25 protein-coding genes and 1 pseudogene are annotated in these 19,323 nt (G+C 50.7%); 12 read left to right on the plus strand and 14 right to left on the minus strand.

The window, feature by feature from the left end; all coding sequences use genetic code 11:
* Nucleotides 1–53 precede the first annotated feature (53 nt).
* From N7387_RS09725 to rluE, 8 genes are all read right to left on the minus strand, one after another.
* The gene (locus N7387_RS09725) at nucleotides 54–1,175 is read right to left on the minus strand and encodes a cupin domain-containing protein (protein ID WP_279798547.1); all 1,122 of its coding nucleotides are present in this window, start codon (nucleotides 1,173–1,175) and stop codon (nucleotides 54–56) included.
* A 112-nt stretch (nucleotides 1,176–1,287) separates the two neighbouring features.
* On the minus strand, nucleotides 1,288–2,757 hold the full coding sequence (gene phoQ, locus N7387_RS09730; protein ID WP_279798549.1) for a two-component system sensor histidine kinase PhoQ: 1,470 nt from the start codon (nucleotides 2,755–2,757) through the stop codon (nucleotides 1,288–1,290).
* A 32-nt stretch (nucleotides 2,758–2,789) separates the two neighbouring features.
* Nucleotides 2,790–3,464: a two-component system response regulator PhoP gene (phoP, locus tag N7387_RS09735; protein WP_262861627.1), complete on the minus strand. Its 675-nt coding sequence runs from the start codon at nucleotides 3,462–3,464 to the stop codon at nucleotides 2,790–2,792.
* 173 nt (nucleotides 3,465–3,637) lie between these two features.
* Nucleotides 3,638–5,005: an adenylosuccinate lyase gene (purB, locus tag N7387_RS09740; RefSeq protein ID WP_279798552.1), complete on the minus strand. Its 1,368-nt coding sequence runs from the start codon at nucleotides 5,003–5,005 to the stop codon at nucleotides 3,638–3,640.
* Nucleotides 5,006–5,026: 21 nt separating this feature from the next.
* Nucleotides 5,027–5,656, minus strand: a complete 630-nt coding sequence (gene hflD, locus N7387_RS09745) for a high frequency lysogenization protein HflD (protein ID WP_262861625.1) — start codon at nucleotides 5,654–5,656, stop codon at nucleotides 5,027–5,029.
* Between the two features lie 2 nt (nucleotides 5,657–5,658).
* Complete coding sequence (gene mnmA / locus N7387_RS09750) at nucleotides 5,659–6,762, minus strand: tRNA 2-thiouridine(34) synthase MnmA (RefSeq protein WP_279798554.1); 1,104 nt, start codon at nucleotides 6,760–6,762, stop codon at nucleotides 5,659–5,661.
* 142 nt (nucleotides 6,763–6,904) lie between these two features.
* Nucleotides 6,905–7,372: an NUDIX domain-containing protein gene (locus tag N7387_RS09755; protein WP_279798557.1), complete on the minus strand. Its 468-nt coding sequence runs from the start codon at nucleotides 7,370–7,372 to the stop codon at nucleotides 6,905–6,907.
* Nucleotides 7,362–8,003, minus strand: coding sequence for a 23S rRNA pseudouridine(2457) synthase RluE (gene rluE, locus N7387_RS09760; protein ID WP_262882424.1), 642 nt, complete (start codon nucleotides 8,001–8,003; stop codon nucleotides 7,362–7,364). The genes N7387_RS09755 and rluE overlap by 11 nt, the downstream gene beginning before the upstream one ends.
* Nucleotides 8,004–8,147: 144 nt before the next feature.
* On the opposite strand from rluE, the gene icd reads away from it, so the two are divergent.
* Nucleotides 8,148–9,401, plus strand: coding sequence for an NADP-dependent isocitrate dehydrogenase (gene icd / locus N7387_RS09765; RefSeq protein WP_025154485.1), 1,254 nt, complete (start codon nucleotides 8,148–8,150; stop codon nucleotides 9,399–9,401).
* A gap of 122 nt (nucleotides 9,402–9,523) precedes the next feature.
* On the opposite strand, the pseudogene N7387_RS09770 reads toward icd, so the two are convergent.
* The 6 genes and pseudogenes from N7387_RS09770 to N7387_RS09795 form a co-directional block, all read right to left on the minus strand.
* A pseudogene (locus N7387_RS09770) lies at nucleotides 9,524–10,651 on the minus strand (site-specific integrase).
* Complete coding sequence (locus N7387_RS09775; RefSeq protein ID WP_262864832.1) at nucleotides 10,632–10,877, minus strand: excisionase; 246 nt, start codon at nucleotides 10,875–10,877, stop codon at nucleotides 10,632–10,634. Before N7387_RS09775 ends, N7387_RS09770 begins: the two are co-directional and overlap by 20 nt.
* A 27-nt stretch (nucleotides 10,878–10,904) precedes the next feature.
* The gene (locus N7387_RS09780) at nucleotides 10,905–11,474 is read right to left on the minus strand and encodes a 3'-5' exoribonuclease (RefSeq protein WP_279798560.1); all 570 of its coding nucleotides are present in this window, start codon (nucleotides 11,472–11,474) and stop codon (nucleotides 10,905–10,907) included.
* Nucleotides 11,475–11,769: 295 nt separating this feature from the next.
* Nucleotides 11,770–12,288, minus strand: coding sequence for a YfbR-like 5'-deoxynucleotidase (locus tag N7387_RS09785; RefSeq protein ID WP_279798562.1), 519 nt, complete (start codon nucleotides 12,286–12,288; stop codon nucleotides 11,770–11,772).
* A gap of 519 nt (nucleotides 12,289–12,807) precedes the next feature.
* Nucleotides 12,808–13,020, minus strand: coding sequence for a hypothetical protein (locus N7387_RS09790; protein WP_279798564.1), 213 nt, complete (start codon nucleotides 13,018–13,020; stop codon nucleotides 12,808–12,810).
* A gap of 112 nt (nucleotides 13,021–13,132) precedes the next feature.
* The gene (locus tag N7387_RS09795; protein WP_279798566.1) at nucleotides 13,133–13,819 is read right to left on the minus strand and encodes a S24 family peptidase; all 687 of its coding nucleotides are present in this window, start codon (nucleotides 13,817–13,819) and stop codon (nucleotides 13,133–13,135) included.
* A 103-nt stretch (nucleotides 13,820–13,922) separates the two neighbouring features.
* Between N7387_RS09795 and N7387_RS09800 the strand changes: the two genes are divergently transcribed.
* The 11 genes from N7387_RS09800 (at nucleotide 13,923) to N7387_RS09850 (ending at nucleotide 19,317) form a co-directional block, all read left to right on the plus strand.
* The gene (locus N7387_RS09800; RefSeq protein WP_046025138.1) at nucleotides 13,923–14,168 is read left to right on the plus strand and encodes a YdaS family helix-turn-helix protein; all 246 of its coding nucleotides are present in this window, start codon (nucleotides 13,923–13,925) and stop codon (nucleotides 14,166–14,168) included.
* Nucleotides 14,169–14,206: 38 nt separating this feature from the next.
* Complete coding sequence (locus N7387_RS09805) at nucleotides 14,207–14,671, plus strand: YmfL family putative regulatory protein (protein WP_214192207.1); 465 nt, start codon at nucleotides 14,207–14,209, stop codon at nucleotides 14,669–14,671.
* 64 nt (nucleotides 14,672–14,735) lie between these two features.
* Nucleotides 14,736–14,927, plus strand: a complete 192-nt coding sequence (locus N7387_RS09810; protein ID WP_112550922.1) for a hypothetical protein — start codon at nucleotides 14,736–14,738, stop codon at nucleotides 14,925–14,927.
* On the plus strand, nucleotides 14,924–15,112 hold the full coding sequence (locus N7387_RS09815) for a DUF4222 domain-containing protein (RefSeq protein ID WP_112550923.1): 189 nt from the start codon (nucleotides 14,924–14,926) through the stop codon (nucleotides 15,110–15,112). Before N7387_RS09810 ends, N7387_RS09815 begins: the two co-directional genes overlap by 4 nt.
* Nucleotides 15,109–15,996, plus strand: coding sequence for a helix-turn-helix domain-containing protein (locus tag N7387_RS09820; protein ID WP_279798576.1), 888 nt, complete (start codon nucleotides 15,109–15,111; stop codon nucleotides 15,994–15,996). The genes N7387_RS09815 and N7387_RS09820 overlap by 4 nt, the downstream gene beginning before the upstream one ends.
* On the plus strand, nucleotides 15,993–16,235 hold the full coding sequence (locus N7387_RS09825) for a hypothetical protein (protein WP_279798581.1): 243 nt from the start codon (nucleotides 15,993–15,995) through the stop codon (nucleotides 16,233–16,235). The genes N7387_RS09820 and N7387_RS09825 overlap by 4 nt, the downstream gene beginning before the upstream one ends.
* The gene (locus tag N7387_RS09830; protein ID WP_279798585.1) at nucleotides 16,235–16,771 is read left to right on the plus strand and encodes a phage N-6-adenine-methyltransferase; all 537 of its coding nucleotides are present in this window, start codon (nucleotides 16,235–16,237) and stop codon (nucleotides 16,769–16,771) included. The genes N7387_RS09825 and N7387_RS09830 overlap by 1 nt, the downstream gene beginning before the upstream one ends.
* On the plus strand, nucleotides 16,768–17,178 hold the full coding sequence (locus tag N7387_RS09835) for a hypothetical protein (RefSeq protein WP_279798587.1): 411 nt from the start codon (nucleotides 16,768–16,770) through the stop codon (nucleotides 17,176–17,178). Before N7387_RS09830 ends, N7387_RS09835 begins: the two co-directional genes overlap by 4 nt.
* Nucleotides 17,175–17,570, plus strand: coding sequence for a RusA family crossover junction endodeoxyribonuclease (locus tag N7387_RS09840; protein ID WP_279798618.1), 396 nt, complete (start codon nucleotides 17,175–17,177; stop codon nucleotides 17,568–17,570). Before N7387_RS09835 ends, N7387_RS09840 begins: the two co-directional genes overlap by 4 nt.
* A 17-nt stretch (nucleotides 17,571–17,587) precedes the next feature.
* Nucleotides 17,588–18,301: a DNA-binding protein gene (locus tag N7387_RS09845; RefSeq protein WP_279798588.1), complete on the plus strand. Its 714-nt coding sequence runs from the start codon at nucleotides 17,588–17,590 to the stop codon at nucleotides 18,299–18,301.
* Nucleotides 18,301–19,317 (plus strand): DUF968 domain-containing protein, encoded by a 1,017-nt coding sequence (locus N7387_RS09850; RefSeq protein ID WP_279798590.1) that lies wholly within the window; start codon nucleotides 18,301–18,303, stop codon nucleotides 19,315–19,317. Before N7387_RS09845 ends, N7387_RS09850 begins: the two co-directional genes overlap by 1 nt.
* Nucleotides 19,318–19,323: the final 6 nt, after the last annotated feature.

A 19,323-nucleotide genomic window follows, 5' to 3' on the forward strand; every position in this document is an offset into this window, starting at 1 on the left:
CGCGTGATGACGCGGCGTTTCTATCTGAATGATGAATGCTATTTTATGGTGGATTAATCATCAAAATACCAGTAACCGTTATTGACCAGGACAGTCAGCAGCGTCACAAATTCCGGATCACTGAAGGCATCCCCCAGCATAGCGGCGTTGATTTCATCATACTGGCAGAGCACGTCCGCCGCTTCGATATGCGGGGTTTTCAGGGCTTCGCCGTTAACGAAACAGGTATCACCGACACGCAGCACCCGCAGACCATTCAGGCGAAACAGGGATTCTCCCTGAGACAGCAGTTCCTGTATTTCATCCGGGCTGTACGCCGGTTCCGGTGGTGCCAGATCCAGCTCGTGACGGGACTGGGAAATAAATTCACCGAACCATTTGCGGAACACATCCGGCTGGTCGAGCAGATCCTGCATCATACCGTGCAGCTTGGTCAGTTCACCCTGCTGGATCAGCGCCGGGTTATCACGGAACGCCAGATCCGGATCGCTGTAGCGGTAACTGCCGAGTTCATTGGCAATCACATAATCGGCAAAACCGCTGAACAATTCGCGGGCGTTCGGGGCGCGGAAACCGACAGAATAGTTCAGTGATTCCTCAATGGCATAGCCTTCGTGCGGGAATCCCGGCGGAATATAGAGGATATCGCCCGGCACCATTTCATCATCAATAATGGCATCAAACGGATCCACCTGTAACAGATCAGGATGCGGCGCGTGCTGTTTCATCGGGATTTTTTCCCCGACACGCCAGCGGCGGCGGCCCTGGCCCTGAATAATGAACACATCATACTGATCCAGATGCGGACCCACACCACCACCCGGTACAGAATAGGAAATCATCAGGTCGTCCATCCGCCAGTCAGACAGGCAGCGGAACGGCTTCATCAGTGCAGCGGACGGAAAATGCCAGTGATCAACGGCCTGAACCAGGATAGACCAGTCTTTCTCTCCCAGCCCGTCAAATTCCTGAAACGGCCCGTGGCGCACATCCCACTTCCCGTTGAAACGGGTGACGATGCGGCTGTCAACTTCATCTTCCATTGCCAGCCCCGCCAGTTCATCCGGGGAAATGGTGTCGCGGAAATTGCGGAAACCACCTTTGATCAGTAACGGACGTTTTTGCCAGTGGCTTTCCATAAAGGTCTGCCAGTCTAAATTCAGTTCATAATCCATGTATTCGTCCTCAATAAACGCCGTGATCAGGCAGATGAAAGGAGTATAACGGAAAAAGGCCTCTTGTATTCATGCATATATTCACACAGTTCCGGCAATAACAGACTGGCTATCAGTCGCTGTCTTCGTTGTGAACAGTCTGCCGCCGGAAGGTCACGGTAATACGGGCACCGCCCAGCGGGCTTTCGGTGACAACCGCACCGCCGTCATACTGCTCCAGAATATCGGTGACAATCGCCAGCCCCAGCCCCTGACCCGGCTGCAGGGTGTCAACCCGCTGACCGCGGCTGAAAATCAGTTCACGTTTCTCTTCCGGCACACCGGGACCATCATCATCGACAATCAGGATAACGGCATCATGCTGCCACTGTGCCGTCACCTCGACAAATTCCAGACAGTATTTGCAGGCGTTTTCCATGATATTGCCCATGACTTCCATAAAGTCATTCTGCTGCCCCAGCCAGGTGATATCCGGCGGAATATCGACAGTTATATCCACGCCTTTGCGCTGATATACTTTGGACAGTGCGCTGGCGAGGCTGTCAATCAACGCCGGAACAGAAGAAATGTCCCGCATCAGCACGGTATTGTCACCGCCGATACTGGCGCGGTGCAGATAATAACCGACCTGCTGAGAGATCCGTCCGATCTGCTCAAGCATGACCGGTTCGGCGGTTTCAATGGTCATATCTTTGCCGCCGCGCAGTGAGCGCAGGGTGCTTTGCAGCACCGCCAGCGGGGTTTTCAGGCTGTGAGTCAGATCCGAAAGCGTGCGCTGATAGCGGGTATAGCGCTCCCGCTCACTGTGCAGCAGCAGGTTCAGGTTACGCACCAGCCCGCGCAGTTCACTGGGCGGGGTTTGATCCAGATCTTCGCGCTCGCCTTTTTCAAGGGCGCTGATCTGCCCGCTGAGGGCATTAATCGGTCGCAGGCTCCAGTGTGCTGCCAGCCAGATCAGCGGTGTGAGGAGAAACAGGTTAGCCAGCACCACATAGCCGAACCATTCCCAGACACGGAACGTTTTCTGCAGATTCTGCGGGATGGTATCCACCACAACAATCGTCAGCGGCGGCAGAGTATCGGTTTTGCCGTAACGGCTGACAGACACGGAGTGGATCATCCGCCCGTCGTGATCATCATCGAGGTCATTAATCCGGATATCTTCCGTGGCAAAAAGCGGGGTATTGACCAGCAGGGATTTGGTGGCTTCCAGCGAGGTATTCAGATCATACAACCCCTCTTTGGTCAGCCATTTGGCCGGAATCGCTCTCTCCAGCGCGTCAATATGATACTGCCGCCAGAGCAGATTCTGATTGTCATCATAAATCAGCACCACGGATGGGGCATTGAGGGAGAAATTCGGCGGAAAGCGGATATTAAGTTTACCGTTATCCCACTGCGACAGGCTGTAAAACAGATTGCTCTGGCTGCGCAACATAGTGTAGGTGGTTTTATCAAAACTGACCAGGTAACCGACCAGCGCCACCGCACCGTAAGAGAGTGTCATGGCGAGGATCACGGCAAAGGTTGCCAGTAAAAACCGGGTCCGCAGAGAGAAAGGGCGCGTTGTCCGCCTGGTCATGCGCAATACCTCAGTGGCTTAAGTGGCGTCTGTTACTTCCCGGCGTCGAAACGGTAGCCCTGTCCGCGGACAGTGACGATGGCGTCAATATCGGTAAATGTCTGAATTTTTTTGCGCAGACGCCCCATCAGTACATCGATGGTGTGACTTTCACGCAGTTCGGCATCCGGATAGAGCTGGCGCATCAGGGAGTCTTTACTGACGACTTTACCATTATTCCGCATCAGTGTTTCAATAATCGTGTATTCAAATGCAGTCAGTTTGACGGCGTTACCGTCAACAAGGAACTCTTTGCGGGAAAGATCGATCATAAAAATACCCAGTTCCAGCGTCTGGGAGGCAAGGCCGCTGTTACGGCGCATCAGTGCCTGCATACGGGCGACAATCTCTTCCAGCTGGAAAGGTTTGGTAACATAATCATCCGCCCCGGCATTGAGCGCGGCGACTTTTTCCTGCCAGCTTTCCCGGGCGGTCAGTACCATAATCGGGATTTTGACCTGTTGCTGACGCCAGCGGGCAATCATCACCATACCGTCCTCGCCGGGCAGACCGAGATCAACCACCGCGATATCCGGCTGACTTTCCTGAAGAAAATAATCTGCTTCTTTTGAATCTTCTGCCGCATCAACCTGGTGGCCGAGGTCGCGGATCTGAACCGTCAGATGGTGGCGGAGTAAGTTGTTATCTTCCACGATGAGCACACGCATACACAATTCCTTACAAAGACAGATATCTGAACAGAAAACGATGTGAATTGTAACAGTTTACATGAAGGATGGGGAACTTGTACGCCAAATAATACGCCGGATATGCGTTTAATCATAAAAAAGAGGCAGATATTCTCTGCCTCTGTGTAATTTAATTATCAGTGAGTTAATAATTACAACTCGTCTGCCAGACGAATGGCATCCCCGAGATAGTTTTCCGGGGTCAGGGTTTTCAGACGGGCTTTTTCTGCGTCAGGCAGATCCAGTCCGTCGATAAAGACCTGCATAGCCTGAGCATCAACACGTTTGCCGCGGGTCAGCTCTTTGAGTTTTTCATACGGTTTTTCGATACCGTAGCGGCGCATGACCGTCTGAATCGGCTCTGCCAGCACTTCCCAGTTCTGATCCAGCTCGTCACGCAGGTGTTTTTCGTTCACTTCCAGCTTGCTCAGACCTTTTTGTGTGGACTGATAAGCGATCAGCGAGTAACCGATCCCCACACCCAGATTACGCAGCACGGTGGAGTCGGTCAGATCGCGCTGCCAGCGGGATACCGGCAGTTTGGTTGCCAGGTGACCGAGCACTGCATTAGCCAGTCCCAGGTTACCTTCTGAGTTTTCAAAATCAATCGGGTTGACTTTATGCGGCATGGTGGATGAACCGATTTCACCGGCAATGGTTTTCTGTTTAAAGTGATTCAGGGCAATGTAACCCCAGATATCACGGTCGAAATCGATCAGAATGGTGTTAAAACGCGCCACGCAGTCAAAAAATTCGGCGATATAATCGTGCGGCTCAATCTGCGTGGTGTACGGGTTCCACTGAATACCCAGCGAGGTGACAAACGTTTCGCTGAATGTGTGCCAGTCAATCTCCGGATAGGCAGATAAGTGTGCGTTATAGTTTCCGACCGCGCCGTTGATTTTGCCGAGGATTTCGGTCTGTTGTAACTGACGGTACTGGCGCTCCATCCGGTAAGCCACGTTAGCAAACTCTTTACCGACGGTGCTCGGGGTCGCAGGCTGCCCGTGGGTGCGGGAGAGCAGCGGCAGGTCGCGGTAATCCGCTGCCATGGCGCGGACAGTATCAATCATCTGACGCCATGCCGGCAGCAGCACGGTGTCGCGGGCGGTGCTGAGCATCAGGGCATGAGAAAGGTTATTGATATCTTCGGATGTGCAGGCGAAATGGATAAATTCAGATACGGCGTGCAGGGCAGGTACCGCTTCGGCTTTTTCTTTGAGAAAATATTCCACCGCTTTCACGTCGTGGTTGGTGGTGCGCTCAATTTCCTTGATCCGCATTGCGTCTTTTTCGCCGAAATTCGCGACAATTGCATCCAGGTAAGCGATTGCGTCATCATCAAAAGCTGGCACTTCGGGGATGTCTGCACATGCCGCCAGTTTTTGTAACCAACGCACTTCGACCTGTACACGGAATTTCAGTAAACCGTATTCACTGAAAATATCGCGCAGTGCGCGTGTTTTGTCACCATAACGGCCATCGACAGGGGAAACGGCGGTAAGTGAGGATAATTCCATTGGTTGCAACTCCCGGTAATTTTAGTGTTGAGCGAGAAGGTATTTAGCGGTGTCCACCAGGCGTGAGCGGGAAAACATTAGCTGTAAACGGTTGCCGCCGACCTGGCGCCAGAGCACAGTGCTGCGGATCCCGCTCAGTAACAGCGAGCGGACTTTAGCCTGAATCAGGGTATTACGCAGGATCTCCGGCGAGCCGGTTACCTGGATGCGCGGGCCGAGGCCGCTGATATTGTCCACATAGATCCCGGCGATAGTATTCAGCATCGCTTCCTGCGACAAACCGAAATGGTCGCGCTGGTGTTCAAGGTTATCAATACGGCGGCCGAGTTCATCCATTGCTCCCGGCTGTTTATCCAGGCGGCGCTCCAGCTGCATCAATCGCCCTATATAGCGGGTCAGCTCGGTATTCAGTCCCTGATAACCGGACATATTGAACATACCGGCAAATGCAGACAGGCCGGTATGCAGATTCTGCACATTGTCGCCGTAGACATTCAGGACGGAGGACGGGTTATTATTGGTGATACTGCGAATCATCACATCAACCGCATCATTATTGGTCTGACCTTCATGCGCCAGCTGCTGCACCAGGCGCGCGGCCTGGCAGATACCGGCCAGAGCGAGGGTTATGTCTTCGTAATTTTTAGCCATAATCACTCCGTAATACGCGCTTCAATAACCCCGCCGCCCAGGCAGACTTCATCCTGATAAAAGACAGCGGACTGACCCGGCGTGACCGCAGCAACCGGGTTATCAAACCGGACACTGATTTTATCATCGCCGAGCGGGGTGACAGTGCAGGAGATATCTTCCTGACGGTAACGGGTTTTCACCACACAGCGCAGCGGTTGGGTCAGCGGCTCCCGTGATACCCAGTCCAGCTGCTGCGCGATAAGTCCGGCAGACATCAGACGCGGGTGTTCATGGCCCTGTGCGACAATCAGAATATTGTTTTCAACATCTTTATCGACAACATACCACGGCTCGTCTGAACCTTCACGGGTTCCGCCGATTTTCAGCCCTTTGCGCTGGCCGAGAGTATGATACATCAGTCCGTCATGCTGACCGATTTCCTGACCATCAACGGTCATAATCGGGCCCGGTTTGGCGGGCAGATAACGGGCGAGGAAATCACGGAATTTGCGCTCACCGATAAAGCAGATCCCAGTGGAGTCTTTTTTCTTTGCAGTGATAAGCCCTAATTGTTCCGCAATGCGGCGGACTTCCGGTTTTTCCAGTTCCCCGACCGGGAACAGGCTCTGTGCCACCTGGTCGTGACTCAGTGTATACAGGAAATAGCTCTGATCTTTATTGCTGTCCAGGCCGCGCAGTAACTGCGTGGTACCGTTGATATCACGGCGGCGCACATAATGACCGGTGGCGATATAATCCGCCCCGAGATCTTCTGCGGCGTATTCCAGGAAGGCTTTGAATTTGATTTCTTTATTGCACAGAATATCCGGGTTCGGTGTGCGTCCTGCTTTATATTCTTCCAGGAAATGTTCGAACACATTGTCCCAGTATTCCGCCGCGAAGTTGATGGTCAGCAGTTCAATGCCGAGTTTATCGCAGACCGCCTGCGCATCCGCCAGATCGGCAGCGGCGGAACAGTATTCGGTATCATCGTCCTCTTCCCAGTTCTTCATAAACAGCCCGGTCACCTGATAACCCTGCTGTTGCAGTAAATAGGCTGAAACGGAGGAATCCACACCGCCGGACATTCCGACGATGACTTTTTTCTGGCTGTTATCTGACATGGCTGATCTCGCGGCGATTCGGTCTGCTCCGCAAATTGTGGTGCGAAGAAGAACCGGGGAAAAAAACAAGCGCCGTACTTTACCATGATACGCACAGCGGTGCATCACTCAGGTGCGGGTCCGGCACTTTTTTCGCAAAGTATTACGGTGTGACCGGTTCCCCGAATCCGTCGCCGAACGTTCCCAGCAGCGAAAGCGGCAGCGGTTCGGCGGCAAACCAGGCGAACATACTCTCTTTCACCAGCGGGGAGCGCAGAATCGGGCTGTGAATAATTTCATCCGCACTGACCCAGTGGCAGCAGTCGATATCGCTGTCCTGCGGGTGTGTTTCACATTCACTCTCCAGCAGCACACGGAACAGAAAACGGATAAACGGCGTACCGTCCGGTGCGACCCACTGATGGATTTTCAGCAGGGCATCGGGGGTGGCACGGATCCCGGTTTCTTCATACAGCTCGCGCTCTGCGGCGGCAATCAGGGATTCTCCGGCTTCCAGATGTCCGGCAGGCTGGTTCCAGGTGGCGTTGCCGTTAACGGTTTCTTCCACTACCAGAAATTTTTCACCGGCGCTGACCAGGCAGGCCACGGTAATATGGGGCTTAAATGTCATTAATACTTCTCCAGTCACCGGGTTTCAGTGCGTCCAGGGTGTAATCGCCGATCTGCCAGCGGATAAGTCGCAGGGTCGGATGTCCGATATGTGCGGTCATCCGTCGCACCTGGCGGTTACGGCCTTCTCTGAGTGTCAGTTTCAGCCAGGTTACAGGGATGGATTTACGTTCACGGATAGGCGGATTACGCGGCCACAGCCATGCCGGCTCAGCAACAATTTCCGCACCGGCCGGGCGGGTCGGGCCATCATTCAGGGTGATACCTTTACGTAACTGATTCAGTGCATCCTCATCCGGTATCCCTTCCACCTGCGCGTAATACACTTTCTCTGCTTTATGATCCGGCTGTGTCAGCCGGGCCTGCAACACACCGTCATTCGTCAGGATCAATAACCCTTCGCTGTCGCGATCCAGACGACCGGCGGCATAAATATCGTTGATCGGAATATAGTCCTTCAGCGTATTTTGCCCGGGTTCACCGGTAAATTGAGGCAGTACATCAAACGGCTTATTAAACAACACTATTTTGCGCGGGCCGCGTTTACGGACAGGCTTATTCAGATGGCGTTGCGCTGCCGGATGTGAGTGTTTTTTTCCGGTCGTGCGGATTTTGGGTTGTATGACAGCCATGATATCTTTTTTATAAAAAATGAGACTTACATTATAGCTTAAAACAGTTAGGATTTGCGTGATGCAATTATTCAAGTAGTATTGACAGTGCCATTACAAAAAATTAACAAAGCATTGCGCTTACATAACATTAAGGAGAGGTTGATGGAAAGCAAAGTAGTTGTTCCGGCGAAAGGCGCTAAAATTACCATTGACGCACAAGGCAAATTAATCGTTCCGGACAATCCGGTTATCCCGTTTATTGAAGGGGACGGAATCGGGGCTGATGTCACGCCTGTAATGATTAAAGTTGTTGATGCCGCTGTAAAAAAAGCCTACGGCGGTAAGCGTGAAATCTCCTGGATGGAAATCTACACCGGTGAGAAATCCACAAAACTGTATGGCAGTGATGTCTGGCTGCCGGATGAAACCCTTGATTTTATCCGTGACTACCGTGTGGCTATCAAAGGCCCTCTGACCACCCCGGTCGGCGGCGGTATCCGCTCCCTGAACGTGGCACTGCGCCAGATTCTGGATCTGTATGTTTGTCTGCGCCCGGTACGTTACTACGCCGGTACGCCAAGCCCGGTAAAACACCCTGAACTGACGGATATGGTGATTTTCCGTGAAAATGCGGAAGACATTTACGCCGGTATCGAGTGGAAAGCCGGTTCTGCGGAAGCAGACAAAGTGATTAAATTCCTGCAGGACGAAATGGGCGTGACCAAAATCCGCTTCCCGCAGGATTGCGGTATCGGTATCAAACCGTGCTCCGAAGAAGGGACAAAACGGCTGGTACGCGCCGCGATTAACTACGCGATTGATAACGACCGTGATTCCGTCACCCTGGTGCATAAAGGCAACATTATGAAGTTCACCGAAGGTGCCTTCAAAGACTGGGGATACGAACTGGCACGTGAAGAGTTCGGCGGCGAGTTACTGGACGGCGGTCCGTGGTTAAGCCTGAAAAACCCGAAAACCGGCAAACAGATCATTATCAAAGACGTGATCGCGGATGCGTTCCTGCAACAAATCCTGCTGCGTCCGGCAGAATATGACGTTATCGCCTGTATGAACCTCAACGGCGACTATATCTCCGATGCCCTCGCGGCACAGGTCGGCGGTATCGGTATCGCACCGGGTGCCAACATCGGTGATGAATGCGCACTGTTCGAAGCCACCCACGGCACGGCACCAAAATACGCCGGTCAGGACAAAGTTAACCCGGGCTCAGAAATCCTCTCCGCCGAGATGATGCTGCGCCACATGGGCTGGTTTGAGGCTGCTGACTTAATCGTTAAAGGAATGGAAGGGGCAATCGCTGCCAAGACTGTGACTTACGATTTCGAACGCCTGATGGAAGGTGCTAAGCTCCTGAAATGCTCAGAGTTTGGTGATGCAATCATCAAACACATGTAATTAAGTTTACAGTGAGATAGTTAACGGGAACTTATTAGTTCCCGTTTTTTATTGTTCAGTCTGAAACGGTTATCAAAACTTTATCAAAACGAGTTATCAAAACCAGCCAAAATCTGTACGATTTACACCACTACTTTTATCCAATCTTTGCCGCGATCATCATGGTATTTATCGGTCTGTTGCTGGTTTTTGTGGCCCAGTCAGTTTTTGGTATTAATTCCCTGCTCCCGATATAAACGCTCGGATAATGATCGCATTTCATGAAATGTCGCCGGTGTTCCTTCTCCCCAGTCAATATCTGCTTTATTCCTGGCTTTTTTAAAATTGGTGGTCAGGGTGTTTGCTGTAACTTGTTCGCCGGGTTGTGATTGAGATGTACTTTTGGTGTAGTGAATAAGATATTTACTGACATATAAATCCCGGCATTTGGCAATAACTTCCCGCAGGCTGATATTTAATGCATTGCACCGCAAAGAAAGTGGAATAGCTAATTTCGCCCCGGTTTTTTCCTGTGAAATGTGCAGGTGTTCATCCCATATATCACTGAATTTCATTTCTGATATGTCACCGAGGCGCTGACCGGTAACAACGGCGAGTAGCATGGCATTTCCGAGGTACTTGTGATCCCGGCAGGCGATATCATAGATTTTCTGCCATTCTTCCAGATTAAGGCGCTGCCTGGTGATCCGCCGCCGCGGCTGTTTTGTGGCAAGGGCAGGGTTATATCCGGGCGGCACCTCCCCGGCGTGCTGCGCTTCTTTAAATACGTCGATAAGTACTGACCTGATAACTTGCGCCATCCTGTGTTGTCCGCTGGTTTTATATTGCTCAAGAATATCGGCAATATCTCTGGCATCGACCGCTGGTAATGATTTCTGTGACAGAGCGTGACGCATCAGAGCAACAGGTTTTTGTTTTTGCTTAAAGGTATTTGGCTTTATATCTCCGTCGGCCAGGCGTTCAGACTGAATTTTTTGGTATCTATCCAGCCAGGTACTTACTGTAATTTCCTTACCTTTGATTCGTGCAACACGATCACTTATCGCCATTACCTGACGGCTTCGCTGTTCAGCAAGCCGCAGATTGGCTTCTACCGCGATTGCTTTTGCTTCTTTTTCATCGTCACCGAGAGCATGAAAAGTCCCGGTGACGGGGTGTTTGTAGCGCCAGTAAACCTTGTTGGCTTTTCTGTTGAAAAGCGGATACAGGTTCGGGATATTGACGTTGTTTTTACGTGGTCTGGCAGCCATCGTTTAAAATCCTCAACAGTTTGGGGTTATCGCTTCCACTGGTAACCGGTGATGTTAAATTGCCGACAAGCTCGGCATCTTCTCTCACGCGCCAAATACCACCCTCTTTCTGTGCCGGAGGTAAAAACAGGCCGCCACGGGCATAACGCTGCAATGTCCCCAATTTAGGCGGACGGCTTCTGTACCGTTCTCCCGCCCATTCCTCCAGAGTTAACATTTGCATAATCTTCTCTCCACACATCGCCGTATACGATTAGAAGTTCTTTAATAAATGCTGGTGGATTGCGACCACGTAATTAACCTGGTGCAATGCATCATCCAGTGCATTGTGTGCTTCACCAACAAACGGGAAATCTTTTTTCGGGTTGATGCCGGCATTGCGACCAAGTTCGACAATGGTGCGCACATCCCGGTCATTCCAGTGCTTCCAGAATGGAGTTATTTCGCAACTTTCGTATGCAGTACGCAGGATCACATTATCGAAATTACTTCCGTTGCCCCATACCTGCACACGTTCTTCACAGAACTCAGAGGAAAACGAATTAAGTCGAGTCAGTGAAGCATGCAGATCAATCATTTTTGTGCCGTTAGTAATTTTTCCCCTGGCATTTTCACTTTTACCCAGCCACCACAGCACCGTATCAGCGTCGATACTACCGCCGTATTTTTCGCTGCTGCGAAGGTCGATCACTTCATAAAAAAGTGCATCATCAGTTACCCCAGAAACCATGTCGAACGGCACAGCAGCAATAGCCACGATAGCGGAATCAGGCTTGTTGCCCATAGTTTCAAGGTCAATCATCAGTTGTTTGAATTTATTCACTATCCTTATCCTTTGAAATTCTTACAAATAAGTATTTTCGCCTATCTTGGAAATTAATTATTACACTAATTTTCTTTGTGTTTCATGGTGTGTAAATTGTTTCATTCTTTATTTGAGTATTAATTCTGACCAATGTATTAAGTAAAAAAACACTTAATATAGGTAATGTTGATTATGCGTAATCATTTGGTTAATTTCATGAACATATTGCGTGTTGTAAGCTCATTATCAATCTTAGCCGCGATTCTATCGCTGGCAGGTTTAGCTTCATTGTTGGTAGTTTGACCTATTTTCTTTAAGTAATTATCTCGAATCGCGCCATAAACTGGTGATATGCCTGCGGTGGTGTTAGTGGCTGGATAATGATGTCATCATGCGGCGGAGCTGAATCCAGCATCGGCCAGTGGCTGCCTGGGTCTATCTCGAAGTCCCGCTTTTCGGTCGCCAGCATGACCAGATCGGCATAGTGAACATCAACAGTCATTGCTGGTGGTAATCCGAACTTCTCACGGATAACCGCTTCAATGCGTTTTTCCACAGCCTTGTAATCCGGCAGCATGGCTTTCAGCGGCGAGGGGATATCTTTGATATACGCCTCAGCAGCATCGTGCAGCAGGGCTTCCAGTGCGTATTTCCGCGGCACAATCTGGCTGACGTATACAGAGTGCTGAGCCACGGAATAGAAACTCTCCAGTTGCCCGGCAAACCGGCATTCATTCGACAGGCCGCGAGCAATATCTTCGATACAAATCTGATCCGGAGTGATATTGGTGAAATCAATATGTTTTCCGGTACTGGTTGCTATATATGACATTTATCTCTCCACGCAATTTAGATAATAAAAAGCCGTTACTTTTTATAAGTAATTAATTCCCTGGTGTTGGAATAATGGTTATTTCTTTTTTTATAATTCACAAAAACAAGTCCACCAGCGGTTATGCAAGGTATCTATCCGGCAGGACGATTTACGCCGGTGGACTTATGTTTGTAAAAAATGGCGGCCGGCTGGTGGACTGCACCGTGGTATGCACGGCCGCTAATGGTATTGCATGGTTATTGTTATAGGGTCGTTTACTCTTCACACATCAGTTATTGGTAACAGTCAGTATTGGTGATTGGCGGCAGGTGCTTATCTCCTGCTTCGGTAGCGAGAATCGAACCCGCCTCTACCCACTTTGCAGGGCGCTTTCACCAGATCGGCCTTACCGTCACGCTTGTTACACTGGGCCTAGGAACCCCGTCACACTCACGCCTATCGCATCAGCTTGCGCACTCACAAATCCCAATACTGACTGCGCCCATCTCTTCACGCAGTTATTCAGATACGCAGCCGTTACTGCGTGGTTACTGTTAATGCGCTGCGGTCTTCCCACTTGGCAATGTCTTCATCAAAGCGGTCCAGAACACGTTCGTGATCGCGGATTGCTCTTTCGCGTTCGGTGCGGAGTGATTGCAGTTTGTGAAAAGCCTGGGCTTTTTCGGTGATCCACGCGGCAACGTCGTCTACTGACATGTTGTTCGTGGTGATGATTGGTTCGGTTTGCATGATTAATCTCCTGTCTTCGTTGAGATAAGAATGCAACCAAAAGTAGATTATGTCAACTACTAAAAGTAGAAAATATGGGCGTAAAAAAACCAGCATGGGCTGGTTTTCATGTTTATGAGAAGTATTTAATTGCCAGCGGTATACTAATCAATAGCTTACCGTGAAAATACAATTCATGCATTTCATGCTCTTCGATGTGAAAAGGCGGATAAAAGTCATTGTCGGATATAACGGCCAGTTTGCGGCCTTTAACTTTTTGCAGGCGTTTAATGAACGTTGACCCTTCAAAATTAAAGACATAAATACCATCGCCAGTAAACTGTCCGACTTTAGTATCAATAAACAGCAAATCCTTTGGGTTCAGGGTCGGCGTCATGCTGTCACCATCCGCATTGATAATGACCACGCCCTCAAGCGTCCGGCGGCCAAACATTTCATATATACGGTCCTGAGGGATTTCGATTGATCTAATCACTTCTGGGAAGGGATTATTGATATAGCCATTCCCAGCAGATGCAAATGCCTCGATTTGCCTCACTGTAACAGTATCTGTAGCCATCTTGCCGACCGTTCCATCAGTGCACACACCATAATCAAGATATACAGGCGTCGACTTAACAACCTCAGCTACCCGCTCCATTTTATCGTCACGTGGCTTGGCGGAGCCTAAAGTATACCGGCGTGCCATTTCATACGTAACGCCTACACCCTCGGATAGCTGCTTAACGTCAACCCCCACATCAGTCATGCGCTGCACCAGTCGGTCGGCAAAGCTTTTGTATTTCGGAGTTTCTACCATAGGTAGAAGTCTATCCACTATACCCAAAATTGTCATTTCTATTATAAGTTGCCTTTATTCTCTACTTTGAGTAGTATTGTTTCATTGATAACAGGAGGCGCGAATGCAACAACAAAGCATTACAGAAAAGGCAATTGAAGCGGTGGGCTCACCATCAGCGGTATCTCGGCTGTTTGGGTTTAAATCACCTCAGTCTGTATTTAACTGGATCAAGAACAATCAGGTTCCGGCTGAAAGGGTTATCCACCTGTGCGAGTTGGGTAATTGGGTGATAACACCAAACCAATTACGTCCGGATCTCTATCCAAATGAGTCGGATGGATTACCTAACGATAGCAAAACCATCTGACCCAGTTAACTACAACCCAATCCGAAAGCGAGTAGGCAATGAAGAATGAATCACTGAAAGAAGTCGTAAAAAAGATGTGCTGCGCCATGCCGGGTGGGCGGGAAGCGCTGGCCGGTGCGCTGGGGATGTCACTGACGACATTCAACAACAACCTGTATGAGAAGAACGGCTGCCGGTTTTTCGACAATGACGAACTGGAAGCGATGGAAGATCTGACCAAAACCCGTCACCTGGTCGAATACCACATGGACCGCCACGGCATGACACCAATGCCGGATGTGTCACCCGAAGATATCGACAAAGTTGAATTATTTGATATCCGGATGACCCTTTCAGCCTTACGGGCAGATCTGGAATTACATATCGATAAAAGTCTGAAGGACGGAAAGTTAACCCGGGAGGAAGTCAGGGGGATGTATAAAAAATCAGGAAAGGTATTTGCTTACTTTTTGGGGTTTGTCGGGAGTCTTGACGCTGTATTCGGGGTTCCGGATGAAAAGTGAGACCACCGGTATACGGCCGGTGGCCTCGGTCGCGCCATATCAATTTGTGTGAAGAGATAAACGCATGAGCAGATTAACTCATTTGGCAGGCTTTGCGCAACTCCGTGTTGCTCCTGTAAAGGGTGGTAAAGACCCTGCCGCATTTGTTTATACGGTAAGAGTACCGGAAGGTTTCTCAGAAACAAACTACCAGTTTGTGAAGTGGGCGGTAGGTGATTTTAACCGTCTTGGTAAAACAGCAGGAGCCTCAGTATGAAAGAGACAGCTGACAATCTTGATCGGTATTACACAGACAGCCGCGGGCGGAAAGTTCACGTTGTCCGGTTTGACCGGCAGAACAGCCGGGTAATTTTCATGCGTGACGGTTATGAGCATCCGTGTTTTGAACCACTGAAAACCTTTCAGGAGCGGTATACACGTGTGGGTGAGGTGAAAGCATGAGTATGATTTTAACTGCGCGGGCCTTGCAGATAAAAACCGGCAACGCGCTGCGCAAACTGGTACTGGTAAAGCTGGCAGATAACGCCAACGACCAGGGCGAATCGTGGCCGTCCGTGCCGTACATTGCTGAGCAGTGCGAAATGTCAGAGCGCTCAGTGCAAAACCATATTAATGCCTTGGTGGAAATGGGGTTGGTTCGTATTGAGCCCCGGAAATCGGCCAACGGTCTTAACCAGTCAAATATCTATCATCTGCGTTTAAATGCTGCCGTTGTGAGTGGTGAATCTCCTGCACCATATGGTGCAAATCCTGCTGGGGTTAGTGGTGCAAATGGTTCCGGGACTGGTGCAGCAGATTCACCAGGTGGTGCAACTGGTTCCGATAGTGGTGCAGGAGCTGCACCCAGAATCAGTCATGATCCAGTCATAGATCCAGATAATAAAAATATTATCTCCCGCGATGAAAAAACTAACGTCAAAACCGCAATGCCGGAAAGCTTTGAACCGGGTTGTGATCATGTAGCAAAAGCTGAGGCATCCGGACTGGATGTTCAGGAAGAGTTTCAGAAGTTCAGCGACTACCACGTCAGCAAGGGTACGAAATACACCGACTGGCACCGTGCATTCAGCTACTGGCTTGGACAGGCTGCCAACTTCAAACGCAGAGCCGCCGGAAACAGCACTAACTCCGTAGAGCGTGATGAGTCATTCACCCGACTGATCGGCTCCCGTTCAAAACCACGTAACCGCACCGAGGAAATCGCGCTGGAAATGGCCGGGAAAACCGGCATCCGGACGCAGACCGAGTTTATGGGCCGCAAGACGTGGATTGATATCTGGAAACAGGCCACAGAGCAGGCCGCAAAAGAACGGGAGGCAACATGAACATGCGCTCAGAAAGCAAAGAGATTTACGGCGTGAGTGTGTTCCCGGTACTGGCTGTCCTGCATCAGATCCGCCGGTGGTGGGTACTGCGCGATATTCGTAAGGATTGGCATTTTCGCAACCTGGCAATCAAATGCTTACGTGGCCGACCTGATATCGCTGACTTTTTTAATATCAGAGATGAGTACACCCTGATTCGCCACAAGGTGAAGCACTACCAGCGTGAGGGGGTTATCTGATGGCAGTTCATACGAGTAATACTCCCGGGGAGTATAAAGACAGTTGGCAAACACCGGAGTGGCTTTTCACTGCATTGGATCTGGAGTTCGGATTTTATCTGGATGCTGCAGCGAGTGATATCAATGCACTTTGTTCCCGGTATCTGACTGAACAGGATGATGCTCTCAAATCGGAGTGGGTAAGTCATGGTGCCATCTGGTGTAACCCGCCATACAGCAATATCCGTCCGTGGGTGGAAAAAGCAGCCAAACAATCCCGCATGCAGAATCAGCCAGTCGTAATGCTGGTACCGGAAGACATGTCTGTTGGCTGGTTTCTGGAAGCACTGAAAACGGTTGATGAAATCCGGGTAATTACCGGAGGCCGTATCAATTTCGTTAATCCCGTCACCGGCGAGGAGAAAAAGGGTAACAGCAAGGGCTCCATGTTTCTTATCTGGCGTCCGTTTATCACCCCGCTCCGGTTGCCTTCCTTCGCGCTGAAACAGGAGATGGAAGCGATCGGGAATCAGTATCTTGCGGAGGTATCTGCATGATTCTCTATCTCAGAATTGCAACTGACATCCCGGCGGGTACTGCAATCACGACCCGCTACATCATGGACAAATACAAAGTGTCACGCAGTACAAGCCGGAACGCATTAGCTGTTCTGGCTCATATAGGTGCAGCTACGGAAATAAGCCGTATCCACACAGAAGGCACTGCTTACTCACTGTCGCCAGACGCGGCAGATAAGGCGAAAAAATACAGAAATCTGGTGATCATCATGCGGAAAAACCAGATTTATGTCAGGCGCAACAACGGGCCGATCCTGTCCAGTCCGGCTGATATGGCTGAACGCGGGTTTGTATCTGCGCATAACCGGTTATTTTCGACACTGGCGGCAAAGCGCCGGGAGATGAAACAGGGCAGCGGGGTGATGTCATCATGTTCAGCACAATAACCCTCACTCTCCCTTTCCCGCCCAGCATGAACACTTACTGGCGCTCCCCATCGCGGGGAGCTTTAAAAGGCCGGGTGCTGATCAGTGAAAGCGGCCGCCGGTTCCGCCTGAATGTTATTGCTGACATCCTGGAGCATTTTAACGGCCGGACACCGAAACCGGTCACCGGTCATATCAGCCTGAAGCTGGTGTTGTTTCCGCCGTCGAACCACCGCCGTGATCTGGATAACTTTATCAAAGCAATACAGGACGCACTGACACATGCCGGTATCTGGAATGACGACAGCCAGGTAAAGCATCTTGATATTGAATGGGGTGAAAAAGTCGCTGGTGGTAAATCCGTGGTGACGATCAGCTCCTATGTGAAACGCGCAGTATACGGCTGCGCTTAATGAGTGGAGAGATAAATATGCAGCAGATTACCCACGGTGTCAGCATTTCGCCTGTGATGCACAATCAGGCGGTAACGATGTCCAGCCGCGAGATTGCCGAACTGACCGGCAGTCGTCACGGTGATGTAAAGCGATCGGCAGAACGGCTGAATATTGCCGGGATTTTAACTACGCCGTTGGCGGAGTTCGATTTTGAGCATAACGGGAATACCTATACTGAGTACCGTTTCAACAAACGTGACTCCCTGGTGCTGGTGGCCAGACTGTCCCCGGAGTTTACCGCCAGGATTGTCGATCGGTGGCAGGAGCTGGAAGAGCAGCTTCAGCCGAAAATACCGCAGTCCTATACAGAGGCTTTACGCCTGGCGGCAGATCTGAATGAGCAGCTCGAAGAAAAATCCCGCGCACTGGAATTGGCGGCCCCGAAAGCGGAATTTGTCGATCGGTATGTTGATACCACCGGCTCAATGACATTCCGTCAGGTGTGCAAATTACTGAAAGTGAAAGAACCGGAATTCCGGCTGTTCCTGCAGGAGCAAAAAATCATGTACCGCCTTGGTGGTTCGTGGTCGGCATACCAGTGCCATATTGACGCCGGGCGGCTTGAGATTAAGACCGGCACCAGCCAGACGAACAACCATTCATTTTCACAGGCGCGGTTCACACCGAAGGGCGTGAAGTGGATTGCCGGGCTGTGGGGTACCTCTCAGGTTGAAGGAGCTGTTTCCTGATGAATTACCTGTTAACCGGCTTCGTTCAGAAAGATGCCCGGATCCTGATGTTTAATTCGGGCACGGAGATCGGCAATTTCCGGAACGGTGCCCGCTATGTGGTGAGCGCGGCTCCGCAGTCCATGAATGGCATTCCGTCCGGCCTGGTACCGGCAGATGCACAGCCACTGCTGACAGATGAGCGGGTGCTGCGTTTCCTGGATAATCCTGCCGTGATAAAAGCCGCCGGCGGTCTGTCCGGTTCCCGTCATTACGTTAAATCAGTGGCCCACTGCCAGATTGACGATCCGGAGAACCCTTATCACCATCACGAACTGACCATGACCCGCCATAAAGACGGTTTTATCCGGACGTGCTGGCACCACGACAACATCATCCGGAAAGGGGGCGTCCACCAGCAGCAGGCGGACGACATTCTGTTATGTAATCAGCGGGCACTGGTTGCACGAAGCATCTTTACCGATCTGCGGTTGCCTGCCGGTCATCTTCTTAATTCTTCCGATTTATTTACCTGGTCTGTAATGCGCCGTGTCAGTGATTATCTTCCGGCCTTTATCAGTTCCTACATTCTGATGCAGACACCGGAAGAAGAGATAGCCGGTACCATGACCGAGCATTCTATTGTTCACCGGCCGCGCTCACACAGCCAGGCTGTTCAGGAAATCGTAGAGCAGATAAAGCCTGTTGTTGTTCCGGAGATAGAGCCGGAGCCACCAGCAAGCTTTATGCGGATCCCGAAGTTGAAGCGCTGGGAGTGTCAGAAGTACCTGCAGTGGGTGAAGAGTCAGCCGTGTTGTGTGTGCGGACAGCAGGCGGACGACCCGCATCACATCATCGGGCACGGCACCGGCGGTACCGGTACAAAAGCACACGACATTTTCACCATCCCGCTGTGCCGTATTCACCATGACGAGTTACACCGCGACCCCGCAGCATGGGAAGCAAAGCATGGCAGCCAGCTGGAGTTGTTATTTAAGTTTATGAACCGGTCATACGGGATCGGCGTTTTTGGTTAATGCGCT

Source organism: Morganella sp. GD04133, from assembly GCF_029835375.1.
In the GTDB taxonomy this organism is placed as follows: domain Bacteria; phylum Pseudomonadota; class Gammaproteobacteria; order Enterobacterales; family Enterobacteriaceae; genus Morganella; species Morganella morganii_B.

Excerpts from the sequence above, each read along its gene's own strand:
- icd (WP_025154485.1), top strand. The coding sequence starts at position 8,148 with ATGGAAAGCAAAGTAGTTGTTCCGGCGAAAGGCGCTAAAATTACCATT.
- N7387_RS09835 (WP_279798587.1), top strand. The coding sequence starts at position 16,768 with ATGATTCTCTATCTCAGAATTGCAACTGACATCCCGGCGGGTACTGCA.
- N7387_RS09785 (WP_279798562.1), bottom strand. The coding sequence starts at position 12,288 with ATGTCATATATAGCAACCAGTACCGGAAAACATATTGATTTCACCAAT.
- N7387_RS09800 (WP_046025138.1), top strand. The coding sequence starts at position 13,923 with ATGCAACAACAAAGCATTACAGAAAAGGCAATTGAAGCGGTGGGCTCA.
- N7387_RS09850 (WP_279798590.1), top strand. The coding sequence starts at position 18,301 with ATGAATTACCTGTTAACCGGCTTCGTTCAGAAAGATGCCCGGATCCTG.
- N7387_RS09810 (WP_112550922.1), top strand. The coding sequence starts at position 14,736 with ATGAGCAGATTAACTCATTTGGCAGGCTTTGCGCAACTCCGTGTTGCT.
- rluE (WP_262882424.1), bottom strand. The coding sequence starts at position 8,003 with ATGGCTGTCATACAACCCAAAATCCGCACGACCGGAAAAAAACACTCA.
- phoQ (WP_279798549.1), bottom strand. The coding sequence starts at position 2,757 with ATGACCAGGCGGACAACGCGCCCTTTCTCTCTGCGGACCCGGTTTTTA.
- N7387_RS09805 (WP_214192207.1), top strand. The coding sequence starts at position 14,207 with ATGAAGAATGAATCACTGAAAGAAGTCGTAAAAAAGATGTGCTGCGCC.
- phoP (WP_262861627.1), bottom strand. The coding sequence starts at position 3,464 with ATGCGTGTGCTCATCGTGGAAGATAACAACTTACTCCGCCACCATCTG.
- N7387_RS09830 (WP_279798585.1), top strand. The coding sequence starts at position 16,235 with ATGGCAGTTCATACGAGTAATACTCCCGGGGAGTATAAAGACAGTTGG.
- N7387_RS09815 (WP_112550923.1), top strand. The coding sequence starts at position 14,924 with ATGAAAGAGACAGCTGACAATCTTGATCGGTATTACACAGACAGCCGC.
- hflD (WP_262861625.1), bottom strand. The coding sequence starts at position 5,656 with ATGGCTAAAAATTACGAAGACATAACCCTCGCTCTGGCCGGTATCTGC.
- N7387_RS09825 (WP_279798581.1), top strand. The coding sequence starts at position 15,993 with ATGAACATGCGCTCAGAAAGCAAAGAGATTTACGGCGTGAGTGTGTTC.
- N7387_RS09845 (WP_279798588.1), top strand. The coding sequence starts at position 17,588 with ATGCAGCAGATTACCCACGGTGTCAGCATTTCGCCTGTGATGCACAAT.
- mnmA (WP_279798554.1), bottom strand. The coding sequence starts at position 6,762 with ATGTCAGATAACAGCCAGAAAAAAGTCATCGTCGGAATGTCCGGCGGT.
- N7387_RS09820 (WP_279798576.1), top strand. The coding sequence starts at position 15,109 with ATGAGTATGATTTTAACTGCGCGGGCCTTGCAGATAAAAACCGGCAAC.
- N7387_RS09755 (WP_279798557.1), bottom strand. The coding sequence starts at position 7,372 with ATGACATTTAAGCCCCATATTACCGTGGCCTGCCTGGTCAGCGCCGGT.
- N7387_RS09795 (WP_279798566.1), bottom strand. The coding sequence starts at position 13,819 with ATGGTAGAAACTCCGAAATACAAAAGCTTTGCCGACCGACTGGTGCAG.
- N7387_RS09790 (WP_279798564.1), bottom strand. The coding sequence starts at position 13,020 with ATGCAAACCGAACCAATCATCACCACGAACAACATGTCAGTAGACGAC.
- purB (WP_279798552.1), bottom strand. The coding sequence starts at position 5,005 with ATGGAATTATCCTCACTTACCGCCGTTTCCCCTGTCGATGGCCGTTAT.
- N7387_RS09725 (WP_279798547.1), bottom strand. The coding sequence starts at position 1,175 with ATGGATTATGAACTGAATTTAGACTGGCAGACCTTTATGGAAAGCCAC.